The sequence below is a fragment of the Streptomyces griseus subsp. griseus genome, assembly GCF_000720255.1.
GTDB lineage: Bacteria > Actinomycetota > Actinomycetes > Streptomycetales > Streptomycetaceae > Streptomyces > Streptomyces griseus_I.
This window is the reverse complement of sequence record NZ_JOJE01000039.1, coordinates 41808-58632: the sequence shown is the minus strand read 5'-3', so window position 1 is coordinate 58632 and position 16825 is coordinate 41808. Positions and strand designations below refer to the sequence as shown.

Genomic DNA, 16825 nt, shown 5'->3' with positions numbered 1-16825 from the left:
CGTCCGGGGGACGTGGTCCGACCTGCGGACGCTGCCCGCGCGGCACTGCGGCAGGCGCTCGCCGGGCGGCGCGGGGCGGGGGGCGAGAACTCGGGTGGTGCGGAGGAGGGGGGCCCGGACGCCGGGGCCGTGCCCGATGTGCCTGACGTGCCCGATGGGGCTGGTGTGCCCGGTGTGCCTGCCGTGCCCGATGGGACTGGCGTGCCCAACGATCCACATGTGCCAAACGATCCACATGTGCCAAACGATCCACATGTGCCGATCGCTCCACGTGTGCCCAACGCTCCACGTGTGCGCAGCGCTCCGCATGTGCCCAGCGCGCCTGACGTGCCTGCCGCGCCTGATGTCTCCGGTGGGGTCGTGCGGGGTGAGCGTCCTGGTGATGTTGCCCGGCAGGCGTTGCGGGCTGCCCGGGCCGAGGCGTCGCAGCTCCGGAAGGAAGCCGATCCCGAGCCCGAGCCCCGACGGTCGTCCGGGACGGACGCGCTTCGCGCTGGACACCGGGGCGGGAAGGCCGGCCGCACAGGCGGTGCCCGGAGTCACGACCTTGCCGCCGGAGGCCCGGGGGGTGGCTCGAAATCCGGTGGCTTGAGCCCCGAGGCGGGTCCCGAGGGACCGCGTCATCACCACGCACCCGGTGGCGGAGCCGCACGTGACCTGCGGAGTCTGCTCGCGGGTGCCTTTCGCATGCCGTCGGATGCGGGGCAGGAACCCGGGGAGGCGGTCGCTTCCGCTGAAGCCGGCAGCCCCGCGCCGGCGCTGAGCTCGGCCGAGAAGGAGCACCCTCGATCCATGGGCGTCCCGGCCCGCGACGGTGACCTCCGGCGCACGTTCCCGGCGTTCCCGGCGCGCGGGTCGGCCGGTGACGACGCCCGGTTCGCGCAGACCTGGTGGGGGAACGCCTGGGTCGCGGCGCTGGAGGAAGGGGCGTTGGATGTGAAGCGGCTGGCTCGGGGGAGGGGGTACGCCGAGCAGGGGCACGTGGACGCCATCACCGTCACACCCGGGATCGTGCTCGGGTACGTTCAGGGCAGCCGTCCCCGCCCGTACCGCGTCCAGGTGCGGCTGCGGACCCTCGGGGACGCCGACTGGGAGCGGTTCCTGGAGGCCGCGGTGGAGCGGCCCGGGCACATCGCCGCGCTGCTGGACCAGGAGATGCCCCACTCCCTCGCCGAGTGCGGGGTGCCGCTGCTGCCCGGTCCCGGCGACCTCGAACCGCAGTGCAGCTGCCCCGACCGCGGCCACCCCTGCAAACACGCCGCCGCCCTCTGCTACCAGACCGCGCGTCTGCTCGACGCCGACCCCTTCGTCCTGCTCCTGCTGCGCGGCCGCGGCGAACGCGAGCTTCTCGACGCTCTCTCGCGCCGCAACGCCACCCGCGCGGCCCTCGCCGCCCAGGAGCGGGAACCGGAGCCGCTGCCCGGCGTACGCGCGACCGAGGCCCTCGCACCGCGTGTGCTCCCGCCCCTGCCCGCTCCTTTGCCCGTGCCCCCGCACCCTGAGCAACCCCCTGCGTACCCGGCGGTGCCGGGCGGCCCGGACCCCTTCGCCCTGGACCAGTTGGCGACCGACGCCGCCGCCCGCGCGCACGCCCTGCTCAGCACGGGACGGGACGAGGCCGGCGAACTGAGCCTGTGGCAGGACGCGGTGCGGATCGCGGCGGCCCGTCCCGGCTCCGGGCTCACCGTGGCCACCCGCGCGCTGTACGCGTCACTCGCCTCCGCGACGGGCCGCACCCCGGCGGAGCTGGCACAGGCGGTCGCCGCCTGGCGACAGGGCGGGCTCGACGGCCTCGCCGTCCTCGAAGAACCCTGGGACCCGCCGGCCGGCCGCTTCGACCGCGCCCGCCCGCTCCTCCTCGCCGCCGACCTCCCCGCCTTCCGCCCCTGGCGCAACCGCCTCACCCACCCCCGCGGCCATGTCCAGCTCCGCCTCGGCCGCGACGGCCTGTGGTACGCCTACGAGTCGGAGCCGGACCAGGACGACTGGTGGCCCCGAGGCACCCCCGACCTCGACCCGGTCGGCGCCCTGACCGGCCTCGACACCCCGACCGACCTCTGATCAGAGGCCTCATCGCGCCGGTGCGGAAGTCGCCGAGTACTGCGGAAGGAGTACGGCACTCGCGGTAGCGACATCGGCATAGTGCCTCCACGCCGTCACCACCGCCGGTCACGCGGTGCTGTTCGCCGGCACGACCGTCGTGATCGCGCTGCTGGGCCTGATCGCCATGGGGCAGCGGCTGATGACCGGCGTCGCCATCGGCGCGTCAGTGACCGTGCTGGTGACGATGATCGCCGCGGTGACCCTGCTGCCGGCGTTCCTGGGCTTCACCGGCCACAAGATCTCACGACCTCCCTGCTCGGCTCCGACGTCTCGATCAAGCAGATCGGTCTCGGCATGGCCGTCGCCGTGTTCATCGACGCCACGATCATCCGGATGGTCCTCGTTCCCGCGGTGATGGAGCTGTGTGGCGAGGCCAACTGGTGGATGCCCGAAACCGGGCACGCAAGACGACCCCGGTTCCCCCGGCCGGGGTCGAGGAGAAGGCCAGGTCTGACCCTTCCTCCGAAATCGAAGTGCGGGGAACCCCTCCAAAAGGTTCCCCGCACTTCTCGCGCACCGTCCCGCGGCGGTCCATTACATACGTCACGGTCGATGGCCTGACAAAGATTCTATGGGAATGTTGAGGAATTTATTTTAGAATTTGCGCCACGCTATGCCTGGGTCGAGTCACTGTCAAAAGTGCGCAGCCTCAACACACAGGACGACAGACGGGGGTAGGCCGCGGCAATGGAACCTGCATCGACGATAGAGAGACGCAAGTGCGCTTCCGACGAACAGGTATTGCGGGGCATCCTCGGGGGTGATCCGGACGGTGAACTGCTCGACTTCGCAGCAGGCGCCGGTGGGAATCAGCGACTGCTGGTCGAATTCGCGCTCGGACTGGTCGAAGAAGAGCTCTCGATAAAAAACGACGGCGTCGTTCGGCTGGCTGAACGGCGAATTCCGCGGCGTGTGCCGGCGTTTGTGCAGCGCCGTTTGGGTGATCTGAGCACGAGCTGTCAGCACTTTCTGAAAGTAGCGGCCGCACTGGGTACATCCTTCATGCTGGAGGATGTTTCCACCATGCTGGACCGCTCTTCGGCCAGCCTGCTCTCGTCACTGGACGAGGCGATCGCCTCGAACTTTGTCGTGGCGGACGACCTTCAGCTTGTGTTCCAGAGCGATTTCCTCTGGCGAGGGATCCTCGAGTCGATTCCGGCTCCGGCGCGCGGTGCGCTGCAACGCGAGGCGCTGGTGCATTGTCAACTGCTCGACCTGGTCAACCACGCGAGCGACGCCGAGGACATCGACTCGGCGCTGCGCGTCAACCGGTACAAGACGGCCTCGTACACGGTGGAACGCCCGCTGCATTTCGGTGCCGCGATCGTCGGCGCGGAGGCGGACCTCGTCGCGGCCTACCAGGCGTTCGGCGCCGACATCGGGATCGCGTTCCAGCTCCGCGACGACCTGCTGGGCGTGTTCGGCGACCCGGCGGTGACGGGCAAGCCGTCGGGCGACGATCTTCGTGAGGGCAAGCGAACGGTCCTGCTCGCGACGGCGCTCAAGCGCGTGGACGAACGTGATCCGGAGGCGGCGGAATTCCTCAGGGCGACGATCGGCACCGACCTCTCCGACGGCGAACTCGCCACCGTACGGCGTGTACTCGTCGACATCGGCGCCGTGGCTCACATCGAGCGGCAGATCGCGGTCCGCACCGACCGGGCCCTGACCGTGCTGGAGGCGAGCAGTGCCACCGCCCCCGCGAGGGATCAGCTCGCCGCGATGGCGATCGATGCGACGCAGCGAGCCCGGTGATGGCGACGACGGACTCGAACACTTTCGCCGGCCACGGCGGCTCCACGGGTGATCCGGGCGCCGAAAACGACCGGATCGGGATCGGGCACGCCCACGGCAAGGCCATTCTGCTCGGCGAGCACGCCGTTGTGTACGGCGCCCCGGCACTGGCCCTACCGGTTCCGCAGCTGACGGTCACAGCGCACGCCACAGGTTTCCCCTGTTCGGACGACGGTGCGGACCAGGTCTCCTTCGCGATGACGGGACCGGATTCCGCCGCGGTGACGCCGCTGGCCACGGACGGCCTGCGGCGCCTGGTGGAAGAGTTCAAGGCGAGGACCGGCGTCGGCCGTACACGCGTCGATGTGCTCATCGACTGCGCGATCCCGCAGGGCCGGGGGCTCGGCTCCAGCGCCGCGTGTGCCCGGGCGGCCGTGCTGGCCTTCGCGGATCTCTTCGAGCGCAGACTCGACGCCAGGGCGGTCTTCGATCTCGTACAGGCTTCGGAGAAGGTGGCCCACGGCAGAGCGAGCGGTATCGACGCGCTCGCCACCGGTTCGACGTCTCTCCTGCTTTTCCGCTCCGGCACGGCATGGGAACTACCCGTACCCACACCGGGCGACGACCCCGCACACCCCTGGGAGCGGCCCGACGGCCCTGCCGGCGCAAGCCGGCCCTACGACTTCGACGGCGTGTTCGTCATCGCGGACAGCGGTGTCGGCGGCAGTACCAGGGAAGCGGTGGAGCTCTTGCGGCAGAAGTTCGAGCGTGACGCGGACACCCGGACGGAATTCATCAGCCGGGCGTCGAGCCTGACCTACGCCGCGGCGAGCGACCTCGCCCACGGCCGGGCGAGCGACTTCGGCGCGCGGATGACCGAGAACCACGAGCTGCTCCACGAGATGCGGCTCAGCTCGGACCGGATCGACGTCCTGGTCGAGGCCGCGCTCGCGGCCGGCGGCCTGGGCGCCAAGATCAGTGGTGGCGGGCTGGGAGGCTGCATGGTCGCGCTGGCCGGAGACCCGCGCGAGGCCGATGAGGTCGTACACGGCCTCCGTGCAGCGGGCGCCGTCCGGACCTGGGTCGTACCGGTGGGGAGGTTCGCGAGTCATGTCGACTGACCACGAGCGGGGGCGGGGCCGGCGGCAGGCTAAGGTGCTCGACCGCGGCTCGACCGCCGTCGCCCATCCGAACATCGCGCTGATCAAGTACTGGGGCAAGCGCGACGAGCGACTCGTCGTCCCGTACGTCGACAGCCTGTCGATGACCCTGGACGTCTTCCCGACGAGCACCACCGTCCGGCTCAGCCCCGGGGCTCGGGCCGACCGCGTGACACTCGACGGCACGTCAGCGGAGGGCGAGGTCCGGCGGCGCGTCGTCGCCTTCCTGGATCTGGTACGGGAGTTGGCCGGGCGTACCGAACCGGCCGCCGTCGACACCCGCAACGCCGTTCCCACCGGCGCGGGCCTGGCGTCATCGGCGAGTGGTTTCGCCGCACTGGCAGTCGCCGCCTCGGCCGCGTACGGGCTCGATCTCGACGACACCGCGCTGTCCCGTCTCGCCCGACGCGGGTCGGCCTCGGCCGCCCGGTCGATATTCGGCGGCTACGCGCTGTGCCACGCGGGTCAGGGCGTCGGCGCGGCCGCGGATCTCAGCTCCTACGCCGAGCCGGTGCCCGTCCCGGACTTCGACCCAGCACTGGTGATCGCGCTGGTCGACGCCGGTCCCAAGGCGGTGTCCAGTCGCGTGGCGATGCGGCGAACCGTCGAGACCTCGCCGCTCTACGAGGCGTGGGCACGGTCGAGCAAGGACGACCTGACCGACATGCGGGAGATGCTGAGCCGTGGCGATCTCGAAGGGGTGGGGGAGATCGCCGAGCGCAACGCCCTCGGCATGCACGCGACCATGCTGGCCGCTCGGCCGGCGGTGCGCTATCTGTCGCCGGCCACGGTCGCCGTCCTTGACGGTGTCATCCAACTCCGGCGGGACGGGGTACCGGCCTACGCGACCATGGACGCCGGACCGAACGTCAAGGTGCTCTGCCACCCCGCGGACGCCGGCCGGGTGGCCGACACGGTGCTCGGTGCCGCGCCGGGATGCTCGGTGGTCACCGCCCGGTGTGGGCCGGGCGCTCGCCTGCGGACGGCGGCAGGGCGGTGACCGGGCGGGGGCCGATCAGCCGGCACGCCCCGGGCAAGCTGTTCATCGCCGGCGAGTACGCGGTCGTGGAGCCGGGTCACCCGGCGATCCTGGCAGCGGTCGACCGGCAGGTCGGCGTCACCGTCTCGGCCTCCGAAACCGCCGACGTCGTGATCGATTCCGACCTCCGTCCCCAAGAGGCGCGACTGTGGCGGTGTGACGGCGGGCTCGCGGCGGGCGACGAGCCACAGGCGTCGGACGGCCTCGCCCATGTGGTGTCGGCGATCGAAGTGGTCGACGCGCTGCTGGCCGAGCGCGGGCTGAGCGCACCCCCCGTCCACGTCTCGATCGACAGTCGTCTGCACCACGACGGAACCAAGCTCGGCCTGGGGTCGAGCGGCGCGGTCACAGTCGCCACGGTGGACGCCGTCGCCGCGTACTGCGGCCTGGAGTTGTCACCCGACGCGTGCTTCCGGCTGGCGATGCTGGCTACGGCGCGGCTCGACGCCCGTTCCTCCGGCGGCGACCTCGCCGCGAGCGTCTGGGGCGGCTGGATCGAGTATCGCGCGCCCGATCGGACCGCCGTGCTCGGCTTGGTCCGGCGCCGGGGCGTCGAGGAGACGATCCGCGTGCCGTGGCCGGGTTTCGGGCTGCGGCGGCTGCCGAAGCCCCGCGGACTCGCGCTGGAGGTCGGCTGGACCGGCCAGCCGGTCAGCACCACGTCGCTGGCGGGTCGCCTCAGCAGGCGCGAGTGGCAGGGCAGTCCGTCACAACGGAGATTCCTGGCGAGCAGCGACGCGTGCGTGCGCGCCGCGGTCCGAGCACTCGAACAGGGAGACGACCAGGAGTTGCTGCGGCAGATCCGAGGCGCCCGCCAGGTGCTCGCCGATCTGGACGACGAGGTCCGGCTCGGCATCTTCACCACCAGGCTGACGGCGCTGTGCGACGCCGCCGAGTCCGTGGGCGGTGCGGCGAAACCGTCGGGTGCCGGCGGCGGCGACTGCGGCATCGCGCTGCTGGACGCCACGGCGAAAGAGGAGATCTCGCGACTGCGGGAGGGGTGGGCGGCCGCAGGCGTGCTCCCCATGCCGATTCACATCCCGTCGACGAAGGGGGCGCGGAATGATCGCTGAGCGCAAGGACGACCATGTGCGGTTCGCCGCCGAGCAGCAACGCCATCCGGGCGGACACAACCAGTTCGACGACGTGTCCTTCGTCCATCACGCCCTGGCCGGCATCGACCGGTCCGATGTCTCGCTGGCCACACGGTTCGGTGGCATGGAATGGAAGGTTCCGCTGTACATCAACGCGATGACCGGCGGCAGCGTGCGGACCGGCGCCATCAACCGGGACCTGGCGATCGCCGCGCGCGAGACCGGCGTTCCGATCGCCACCGGCTCCCTGAGCGCGTACTTCGCCGACGAGTCCGTCGCCGACACCTTCAGCGTGATGCGCCACGAGAACCCGGACGGGTTCATCATGGCGAACATCAACGCGAACGCCTCCGTCGAGAAGGCGCGGCGGGCCGTCGACCTGTTGCGGGCGGACGCCCTGCAGATCCACCTCAACGTCATCCAGGAGACGGTGATGCCGGAGGGCGACCGGTCGTTCTCCGCCTGGGGACCGCGGATCGAGAAGATCGTCCACGGGGTCGACGTCCCGGTGATCGTGAAGGAGGTCGGCTTCGGGCTGAGCCGCGAAACCATCGCGACGCTCAGGGACATGGGCGTGCGGGTGGCCGATGTCGCCGGCCGCGGCGGCACCGACTTCGCGCGCATCGAGAACGACCGGCGCAAGCACGCCGACTACTCCTACCTCGACGGCTGGGGGCAGTCCGCTCCGGCCTGCCTGCTGGACGCCCAGGGAGTCGGTATCCCGGTGCTGGCCTCCGGCGGGGTCCGCGATCCGCTCGACGTGGTGCGCGGACTGGCGCTCGGCGCGCCTGCCGTCGGGAGCTCCGGGAGGTTCCTCAGGACCGTTCTCGACGGTGGCGTGTCCGCGTTGGTCACTCACATCGCCACGTGGCTCGACCACATCGGGGCCCTGATGACCGCGCTGGGCGCGCGGACCCCCTCCGAACTGACCCGATGCGACGTGCTCGTCCATGGCGACCTGCGCACCTTCTGCGCCGACCGGGGGATCGACACCCGCGGGCTGGCCACACGGTCCAGCTCCTACGACACCACGCACGACACGGTGGGAGGCATTTGATGAACGACACGCAGGCGATCGCCGGCGTACCCATGAAATGGGTGGGGCCGCTGAGGATTTCGGGGAACGCGGCGACAACCGAGACGGAGGTTCCGCTCGCCACGTACGAGTCTCCCCTGTGGCCCTCCGTCGGGCGAGGCGCGAAGGTCTCCATGCTGGTCGAGCAGGGCATCTCCGCCACTCTCGTCGACGAGCGGATGACACGCTCGGTGCTCGTCACCGCCCGGGACGCGCAGACCGCGTACCTGGCGGCACTGGAGGTCGACGCGCGGTTCGACGAGCTGCGCGAGGTCGTACGCACCTGCGGACGGTTCACCGAACTGATCGGGTTCCGCCACGAGATCGCGGCCAACCTGCTCTTTCTCCGGTTCGAGTTCACCACCGGCGACGCTTCGGGGCACAACATGGCGACGCTGGCCGCGGACGCCCTCCTGACGCACATCCTCAAGGCCATTCCGGGGATTTCGTACGGCTCCATCTCGGGCAACTACTGCACCGACAAGAAGGCGACCGCGGTCAACGGCATCCTCGGCCGCGGCAAGAACGTGGTCACCGAACTGCTCGTACCGCGCGACATCGTCCATGACGTGCTGCACACCTCGGCCGCCGCGATGGCCGAGCTGAACCTGCGCAAGAACATGATCGGCACCCTGCTCGCCGGCGGCATCCGCTCGGCGAACGCGCACTACGCCAACATGCTGCTCGGGTTCTATCTGGCGACGGGCCAGGACGCGGCCAACATCGTCGAAGGCTCACAGGGCGTGACCGTGGCCGAAGACCGGGACGGCGACCTGTACTTCTCCTGCACCCTGCCGAACCTGATCGTGGGAACGGTCGGCAACGGAAAGGGCCTCGACTTCGTCGAGGAGAACCTGACGCGGCTCGGCTGCCGCGAAGCGCGCGAACCCGGCGAGAACGCGCGCCGGCTCGCGGTCATCGCGGCCGCGACGGTGCTGTGCGGCGAACTCTCGCTCATGGCCGCGCAGACGAATCCAGGCGAACTCATGCGTGCACACGTCCAGTTGGAGCGCAAACACGCGACCATGAAGATAGGAGGCTAGCGATGTCCGGGAATCTCTCCGTCGGAATCCACGACCTTTCCTTCTCGACGACCCGGTTCGTCCTGACGCACGCGACACTGGCCGCACACAACGGCACCGACATCGGCAAGTACCACGCGGGCATCGGCCAGCGATCGATGAGCGTGCCCGCCGTGGACGAGGACATCGTGACGATGGCCGCCGCCGCTGCCGCCCCCATCGTCGCGCGGCACGGCACCGACCGGATCCGGACGATCGTCTTCGCGACCGAGACGTCCGTCGATCAGGCCAAGGCGGCCGGCATACATGTCCACTCACTGCTGGGCATGCCCTCGGCCACCCGGACCGTCGAGCTCAAGCAGGCCTGCTACGGCGGGACGGCGGCCCTGCAGTTCGCCATCGGAATCGTCCACCGTGACCCCTCGCAGCAGGTCCTCGTGATCGCCAGCGACGTCTCGAAGTACGAGCTGGACAACCCGGGCGAGGCCACCCAGGGCGCGGCCGCCGTGGCGATGCTGGTCAGCGCCGACCCCGCGCTGGTGCGCATCGAGGAACCGTCGGGCGTCTTCACCGCCGACATCATGGACTTCTGGCGGCCGAACTACCGCGCCACCGCCCTGGTCGACGGGCACGAGTCCATCTCCGCGTACCTCCAGGCGGTGGAGGGGGCGTGGAAGGACTACGCCGAGCAGGGCGGCCGCGCGCTCGATGAGTTCCGCGCCTTCTGCTACCACCAGCCGTTCACGAAGATGGCCTACAAGGCCCACCGGCACCTGCTCCAGAACTGCGGGCACGAGATCGACGAGGCGCGGATCGCCCGCGCCATCGGGCTCACGACCACCTACAACGCCGAGATCGGGAACAGCTACACCGCGTCGGTGTACCTCGGGCTGGCCGCCCTGCTCGACAACGCCGACGATCTGACCGACCAGGCCATCGGCTTCCTCAGCTACGGATCCGGCAGCGTCGCCGAGTTCTTCGGCGGCACCGTCGTACCGGGATACCGAGCGCGTCTGCGATCCGGACCGCACCGTGAGGCGATCGCCCGGCGACAGCCCGTCGACTACGACAGATACCGGGAACTCCACGAGTATTCCTTTCCGGTCGACGGCGGCGACCACCCCGCGCCGAAGGAGACGACCGGCCCCTACCGGCTGGCCGGGCTGTCCGGTCACAAGCGGATCTACGAGCCGCGATAAGGCGACTGCCGAGGTTGCAGAACTCGGTTCGGCCATCGAGGAATCGGCTCGGCCTTGGGCGTAGCCTGCTCGCGTGACAGGGTCGGACCCATCCTGACCACCTACGGTGCCGCGTTGCAGCCGGCCGTCGCAGGCGATCTCGGCGGTACCGACTTCGCCCGGGACTGCGGGGAGAGCAGAGTCTGGGGCGGTGTGACCTTCCGGGCTGATCCTCCTGCGCCCCCCGAGCGGTTCCGGGTGACCGGCGGCCTTCGTCTCTTGCGAGGGTCAGCGGTCGGCGAGGAGACAGGCCAGAACCGATCCTTCTATGGGACGGACCGCGTCGTGCGACTCCAGGACCTCGCGCAGCCGGCCCGCGCGCCGCTCCCACATCGGCGCGTTGAGCGAACGGAACTCCTCCTGGGCCCAGTCCAGGGGCTCGCCCGCGCCGGTGCCGCCGCGGATCGCCTTGGCGCAGGCGAGGTGCGTGACGATCCGGGCCTGCAGGAACCGGTCATCCACCTCTTCGGCGAGGCGCAGCGCCCGCAGCAGGCTGGCGCGAGCCCTGTGCGGCTCGTTCTGCCGCCACTGCGCCTCGCCGAGGGCACACAGACCGTGGGCCTCGCCGAGCCGGTCGCCCTGGCCGCGGGTGAGCCCCACCACGTCGTGGCAGATCCGCTCCGCCTGCGCCGACCGGCCCGCGCCGAGCAGCGCCTCGGCGAGCCGGTAGAGGTTCTGGGTGCGGCTGCGCAGCGACCCCGCCTCGTAACTGACCTCGATCGCCTGGTTGCTCAGCTCCACGCCGCGCTCGGGGTCGCCCTGCTCGATCTCGATCTGGGCGAGCAGCCCCAGCGCGTGGGAGAGGCCCGAGTTGTCCCCGGCCTGCCGGAACAGCACCAGGGACTCCTCGCAGTAGCGGGCCGCCTCGGCGAGGTCGCCGAAGAAGCGGGCGCACACCGCGAGGTTGCGCCGCACGATGGCCCGGCCCTGTGTGTCGTCGCTCCGCTCCAGGTGGGCCAGGGCGGTGAGCAGCCGCTCCCGCGCCTCCTCGTAGCGGCGCTGGTAGATGGCGAGCGTGCCCAGGGAACGGAGCATGGTGCCCGCCCCGCGCGTGTCGCCCGTTTGCCGGGCGCCCTCCAGGGCGCACTCGGCGGTGCGCCGCCAGTCCTCGAGGTAGTTGCGGGTCTCGTAGAAGGGAACCGCTCCCACCGCGAGGAGCCATGCACGTCCGGCCTGCCCGTCGCGCACAGCCTGCGCCACCAGGGCACCGAGCATCTCCCGCTCGTCCTCGAACCACTCGATGGGGTCCGCGACGAGTTCGCTCACCGTCTCGCCGGGGACCGGCCTGGTGTGTGCCGGGCCGCCGTGCGGTGCCTCGCCCTTGCCGTACAGCTGCTCCTGGGCCGCGTGCACCAGCGTGAGCACGACGGTCAGTACCCTCTCCAGGGTCTGCTCGCGATCCTGTGCGCTGTCCTCGGCCAGGCACCGCTCCCGGGCGAACAGGCGCATCAGGTCCTGGAAGCGGTAGCGGGTCCGGCCGCCCTGACCGGGACGGCTCTCCAAGAGCTGGGCTCCGACGAGCTGGTGGAGCAGTTCCTCGGACGCGCCCGGGGTGACGCCGAGGACCGGGACGCCGATCCAGGCCGGGAAGTCGGGCACGTCCAGCATGCTCAGCTGCCGGTAGAGCCGCGCGGCCTCTACTGACAGCGCCCGGTAGCCGAGCCAGACGCCCGAGCGCACGCCGCTCTCGCCCGGGCTGATCACGCTGACGCGCTCGCGGCTGTCCTCCACTCGTGCCGCCATCTGTCGCAGCGACCACCGGTCGTCGGACAACAACCGGGTGGCGACGACGCGCAGGGCCAGCGGCAGCCGGTCGCACAGCTCCACCAGGCGCTGTGCCGCGTCCGGTTCGGCCGTCACCCGGTGCTCGCCGATCGTGGCTGCCAACAGGTCCAGGGACTCGGCCGGGCTCATGGCGCCCAGTTCCACGCGGGCCACCGCGAACGTCCCGGCGAGCCCGTTCAGCGGGTCCCGGCTGGTGACCAGGACCCGGGCGGAGCCGCGGCCGGGCATCATCGGGCGGATCTGGTGCACGGAGCGGGCGTCGTCGAGGACGACGAGCATCCGTTTGCCGTCGAGAGCGCTGCGGTAGAGCGCGGCCCGGTCCTCGAGGCCCGCGGGGATCGAGGCTCCGGGCACACCCAGCGCACGCAGTGCCCGTTCCAGGGCGGCCTCGGGCGTGCCGGGGGCGCCGTGTCCCCGCGGGTCCTGGAGGTCCAGGTAGAGCTGGCCGTCGGGGAAGCGCCCCGCGACGCGGTCGGCCCAGTGCAGGGCGAGCGCGCTCTTGCCGACTCCGGCGATGCCGGAGACCGTCGCGATGCGGGCCGTCGTCCCACCGACGTACCCCGGTGCCGGCGGTACGAGCCGCTGCAGCAGCTCCAGTTCGTTCTCCCGGCCGACGAACGGCTCGGGTGGCAGGGGGAGTTGGCGGGGCACGGAAGCAAGGGCGGGGCCGGGAGAGGCGTCGGGAACGACAGCGTCGGGAACGACAGCGTCCGGTACGGCGGCGGCCCGCACCGGGGCCCGCCCGTCGCCCTCCAGTACCGTGCGGTGCAGCTCCTGCAGTTCGGCGCCCGGCTCGACGCCCAGCTCGGCGACGAGGATACGGCGCCCTTCGCGGTAGCAGTCCAGCGCCTCGGACCGGCGGCCCGAGAGGTGGTACGCCTGCATGAGTATGGCGCGGGCGTACTCGCGCAGCGGGTGCTCGCCGACGACCGGGCGCAGGCACTCCACCACCGACCGGTAGCGGCCCTGCTGGAGCTGGACGGCGGCGTATTCCTCGGTCAGGTTGGTCCTCAGCTCGGAGATGCGGCCGACCTCGCCGCTCAGCGCGCTGCCGTCCATGCCGTCGAGCACCGGCCCCGACCACAGCGCGAGGGCGTCCTCGAAACGGGCCGCGGCCTCGCTCGCGTCCCCGGCCTCGACGGCGGCGCGGGCGTCCGCGGCCGACTCGTACAGGTCGGCCACGTCGACGTAGTGGTCCTCCCTGTGCAGCACATAGCCGGGCAGCAGTGTCTCGATGAGGCCGTCGACGCCCGCCTCGTCGCGGAACGTCTTGCGCAGCGCGGAGACGCAGATGGCGATCTGGTTACGGGCGGTGGCAGGTGGATCGCGGTGCCATACGGCGTCCGTGAGCGCGTCCACCGAGACGGCGCGCCCCGGAGTGAGCAGCAACACGGCCAGCACCGTGCGCTGTCGAGCGCTGCGCAGCAGTAATGGCCGGCCGTCCACACTCACCTTGAGCGGGCCCAGCACCTGGAACGACAACCGGGGCGTCACACCGCCTCCTTCCAGGACTGCGCACGCCTCGCCCCCCGCGAAGACTTCGCGGAGACATTGTCTGGAGAAGACCTGATCTTGACAACACAGTTTGACACGAACTAACGCTAAGTATCGGTGACTTCGTTCCCTTCCTGCGGATGCAGCGGGTTCCGCCACGTTCCGTCACCGGCCGTCCGGTGCTTATCCGCCATTTGGCGTACGCGCCGCAGCCCGGCTTCGATCTCCTTGCCCACGCGGTCCCCGGCCCGGCCGTTGGTCAGTACGACGAGACCGCGGCCCGCGCGCAAGCTGAGCACCGACGCCGCGTAATGGCCGAGCGGGGCCGCCTCGTGCCCGAACTCCGTGTCGGAGCCGAGGGACTTGACCATCGTGGCGAGGCCGTAGAGGCGGTCCGGGCCTGGAGTCAGCATGCGGGCAGCGGTGTCTCGGGCGAGCAGGGCGAGCGGAGCGCCGAGCACGGAACGCCGGATCTCCAAAGCCACCTCGGCCAGGTCGGCGGCGGTGGTCCACAGCTCGGCCGGATCCGTGGCCCGGCGGTCGCCGTCGAGCGCGCGACCGGTGACGTCATGACCCACGCGGGCCACCAGGGCGTCGGTCCTGCCGTTCGTACGGGGCGGGGGCCCACCGAAGCAGCTGTCGTCCAGGCCGAGCGGCCCGAGCACCAGGCGCCGCATCAGCGGGCCGAACGTCTCGCCCGTGGCGTCCTCCAGCAGCGCGGGCAGCGGTACCGCAGCCCCGTCGGCGCCGGGGCGGCCCAGCAGATCCGCCAGGGTGACCGGGGTGTCCCCGGTGCGGCCGACCTCGGCGTCCAGCGCCAGCAGCCCTTCGTCCACCAGGCGCAGCACGCCCAGGGCCGTGACGTGCCGGCTCAAGTCGCCCACCGGGAAAGCGGTGCGCGGGGTGATCGGCCGGCCCGCGCCGTCGCCGCCCGCGGCCTCCACCGCCACCAGCGCGCCGTCCTCCAGGACCGCGACGCAGGCGCCCGGCACCCGGTGCGCCGTGAGCAGCCCCGCGAGGCCGCGCCCGCCGAACAGCGTGCGCGCCCCCGGTGAAGCCGGCCTTCCGCCACTGTCCCGCCCGCCCTGACCGTGCTGCCCGGGCAGCGCCGCCCGCTCCACCCGCCCGTCGGCGTCGCGCGGCACCTCGTCGAGGAGGGTGAGGCTCGCGGGGACCAGGTGCCCGGGCAGCCGCCGCCCGCAATGGGCCGCCAGCGCCGCCGCGTCCAGGTCCTGCGCACCGGGGCGCGGCACCACATAGGCGGCCAGGCGGACGTCGCCCGGCGCGGTCTGTACGCCGATGACGACGGCCTCGCCGACGCTCGGGTGGTCGTGGAGTGCCTCCTCGGTCTCCGCCGGGTCGACCCGGTGGCCGCGCACCCACAGCTGCCGGTCGGTACGGCCGACCAGCTGCACCTCCCCGGCCGCCGTCCGGCGCGCGAGCTCCCCCGTGCGGTGCATCCGCGTCCCCGCCGGACCGTAGGGATCAGGGACGAACCGCTGCGCCGTCAGCGCGGCCCGGCCCACATAGCCGCGGGCGACGCCCGGACCGGCCACGTACAACTCGCCCACCGAACCGTCCGGGACCGGCACACAGGCGTCGTCGAGGACCCGCAGCTGCGCGTCCGCGCCGGGCCGCCCGGAGGTCAGGAGGGTGCCGTACGACGTCTCTGCCGTCCCGTACGCCCTACGCAGTCGGCCGGGGTCGAGCAGCCGGGCGAGCCTCGTCGCCGCGGGCCCCGGCGCCCCGCCCGCGATCACGAACGTCCCGGCCAGTGCCGCGCCACCGGTGTCACCCAACTGCCGCACCAGCAGCTCCAGGTGAGCCGAGGTCAGTTTCAGGAACGCGAACGAGCCGGCCGCGGTGAGCCAGTCGCCCAGCTCGGCCAGGTCCAGTGTCTGCGGTGCGAGCAGCACCCGCTGTCCGGCGCACAGCGGCACCCACAGGGCCGTCGCCGCCAGCTCGGAGGCGACCGACGCGAACACCGCCGAGCCGCCGTCACCCGCGCTGGTCAACTTGCCTGCCGCTACCGCCACATGGTGCACCAGACCGCGGTGCGTGACCGCCACGGCGAGCGGGCGCCCGGCCCCCCCGGGCACTTGCGTCACATACGCCACGTCCTCCGGATCCGGCCCCCTGCCGAGGGGTTCGTCCGATTGACGGGCGAGCGCGCCGCAGACCTCGGGATCGTCCACGTACCGGGCCTGTCCCTCGAAACCGTCCGGTCCGTAGGCGACTTCGGTGACCAGAACCCGCGCACCCGTGGCGGCGAGCAGCGCGCGCAGCCGGGCCGCCGGGAACTCCGGGTCCAGCGGCAGACACCCGGCCCCCGCCTTCCACACGCCCAGCGTCACCGCGTGCAGGTCGCAACCCCGCCCCAGCAGCACCCCCACCAGCGTGCCGCGCCCCACACCCAGCGACCGCAGATACCGGGCCCAGCGGTTCGACGCCGCGTCGAGCCCCCCGAAGGACAGCGCGAACCCCTCACCCTGCACGGCCGCCGCCCCCGGCACCCGGCGCGCCTGCCGCGCGACGACCTCCGCGACGCAGACACCTTCCGCGCTCACCCCCTCCGCCGCACGACGGCGCAGCCCCGCCGGACGCTGATCGGCCCACACCTCCTGCACCCGGGCCAGACACCGCTCCCGCGCCCCGCTGGTCCCCTCGGCACGCCACCCGGAGGGCAGTTCACGATCGGTCCACCAGATCGAGTACTGCCCCTCGTCGTTGAGCACGACGCGCCACTCCGCGCGGCCGACGGTGTGTGGTTCGGACAAGGCTGCTCCTGTGGGATCCATGGGCTTTCCCTGCGTCGGAAGAGTCGAGCCCACCCTGCCCGGGCGGGCCATACGTGACCTATGCGAGCGCCGGCCCCCCCAAGGGCGACGGCCTACCGAGCCCCGGCCGGTCACGGCATCGAGGTGCTCCTCGGCCGCTCCGCGCGGTTCATCGACGGCGGCCAAGAGATCGCCAACCACCAGAAGAGGACCACGGGCTTCACTGCAGTCGAGACGCCGGGCCCGGCACTCGCACGCATCCCAGCTCTGTCCGCAATGCGCCACCTACCAAGAAGGAGCATCC

At 71.7% G+C, this 16825-nt stretch carries 11 protein-coding genes; 9 read left to right on the top strand and 2 right to left on the bottom strand.

The genetic code is table 11. The annotated features are described in order from the left end of the window. Positions 1 to 273 precede the first annotated feature (273 nt). The 9 genes from IG99_RS46485 to IG99_RS35055 all read left to right on the top strand — a co-directional run bounded on the left by IG99_RS46485 (position 274) and on the right by IG99_RS35055 (position 10426). On the top strand, positions 274 to 2061 hold the full coding sequence (locus IG99_RS46485) for an SWIM zinc finger family protein (RefSeq protein WP_463607346.1): 1788 nt from the start codon (positions 274 to 276) through the stop codon (positions 2059 to 2061). A gap of 115 nt (positions 2062 to 2176) precedes the next feature. Continuing rightward, positions 2177 to 2458 carry an MMPL family transporter gene (locus tag IG99_RS52130; RefSeq protein ID WP_394298059.1) on the top strand — a complete coding sequence of 94 codons (282 nt, stop codon included), beginning with the start codon at positions 2177 to 2179 and terminating at the stop codon, positions 2456 to 2458. Positions 2459 to 2790: 332 nt separating this feature from the next. Further along, the gene (locus IG99_RS46475) at positions 2791 to 3858 is read left to right on the top strand and encodes a polyprenyl synthetase family protein (RefSeq protein ID WP_078948104.1); all 1068 of its coding nucleotides are present in this window, start codon (positions 2791 to 2793) and stop codon (positions 3856 to 3858) included. Next, complete coding sequence (gene mvk / locus IG99_RS35080; protein ID WP_078948103.1) at positions 3858 to 4958, top strand: mevalonate kinase; 1101 nt, start codon at positions 3858 to 3860, stop codon at positions 4956 to 4958. Before IG99_RS46475 ends, mvk begins: the two co-directional genes overlap by 1 nt. Continuing rightward, on the top strand, positions 4948 to 5997 hold the full coding sequence (mvaD, locus tag IG99_RS35075) for a diphosphomevalonate decarboxylase (protein ID WP_051866263.1): 1050 nt from the start codon (positions 4948 to 4950) through the stop codon (positions 5995 to 5997). Before mvk ends, mvaD begins: the two co-directional genes overlap by 11 nt. Further along, the gene (locus IG99_RS35070; protein WP_234312063.1) at positions 5994 to 7109 is read left to right on the top strand and encodes a phosphomevalonate kinase; all 1116 of its coding nucleotides are present in this window, start codon (positions 5994 to 5996) and stop codon (positions 7107 to 7109) included. The genes mvaD and IG99_RS35070 overlap by 4 nt, the downstream gene beginning before the upstream one ends. Then, positions 7099 to 8187, top strand: a complete 1089-nt coding sequence (fni, locus tag IG99_RS35065) for a type 2 isopentenyl-diphosphate Delta-isomerase (protein WP_037681378.1) — start codon at positions 7099 to 7101, stop codon at positions 8185 to 8187. The genes IG99_RS35070 and fni overlap by 11 nt, the downstream gene beginning before the upstream one ends. Continuing rightward, on the top strand, positions 8187 to 9248 hold the full coding sequence (locus IG99_RS35060; RefSeq protein WP_158973303.1) for a hydroxymethylglutaryl-CoA reductase: 1062 nt from the start codon (positions 8187 to 8189) through the stop codon (positions 9246 to 9248). Before fni ends, IG99_RS35060 begins: the two co-directional genes overlap by 1 nt. A 2-nt stretch (positions 9249 to 9250) precedes the next feature. After that, positions 9251 to 10426 carry a hydroxymethylglutaryl-CoA synthase gene (locus IG99_RS35055; protein WP_037681377.1) on the top strand — a complete coding sequence of 392 codons (1176 nt, stop codon included), beginning with the start codon at positions 9251 to 9253 and terminating at the stop codon, positions 10424 to 10426. Positions 10427 to 10693: 267 nt separating this feature from the next. On the opposite strand, the gene IG99_RS35050 is transcribed toward IG99_RS35055, so the two are convergent. Beyond that, a complete protein-coding gene (locus tag IG99_RS35050; RefSeq protein WP_107056095.1) occupies positions 10694 to 13744 on the bottom strand; it encodes an AfsR/SARP family transcriptional regulator in 3051 nt (1016 codons plus the stop codon). Between the two features lie 107 nt (positions 13745 to 13851). Then, positions 13852 to 16521 (bottom strand): AMP-binding protein, encoded by a 2670-nt coding sequence (locus IG99_RS44460; protein ID WP_051866262.1) that lies wholly within the window; start codon positions 16519 to 16521, stop codon positions 13852 to 13854. Between the last annotated feature and the right edge of the window lie 304 nt (positions 16522 to 16825).

Coding starts and splice junctions, on each gene's coding strand:
- IG99_RS46475 (WP_078948104.1), top strand. CDS start 2,791: ATGGAACCTGCATCGACGATAGAGAGACGCAAGTGCGCTTCCGACGAA.
- mvk (WP_078948103.1), top strand. CDS start 3,858: ATGGCGACGACGGACTCGAACACTTTCGCCGGCCACGGCGGCTCCACG.
- mvaD (WP_051866263.1), top strand. CDS start 4,948: ATGTCGACTGACCACGAGCGGGGGCGGGGCCGGCGGCAGGCTAAGGTG.
- fni (WP_037681378.1), top strand. CDS start 7,099: ATGATCGCTGAGCGCAAGGACGACCATGTGCGGTTCGCCGCCGAGCAG.
- IG99_RS35060 (WP_158973303.1), top strand. CDS start 8,187: ATGAACGACACGCAGGCGATCGCCGGCGTACCCATGAAATGGGTGGGG.
- IG99_RS35055 (WP_037681377.1), top strand. CDS start 9,251: ATGTCCGGGAATCTCTCCGTCGGAATCCACGACCTTTCCTTCTCGACG.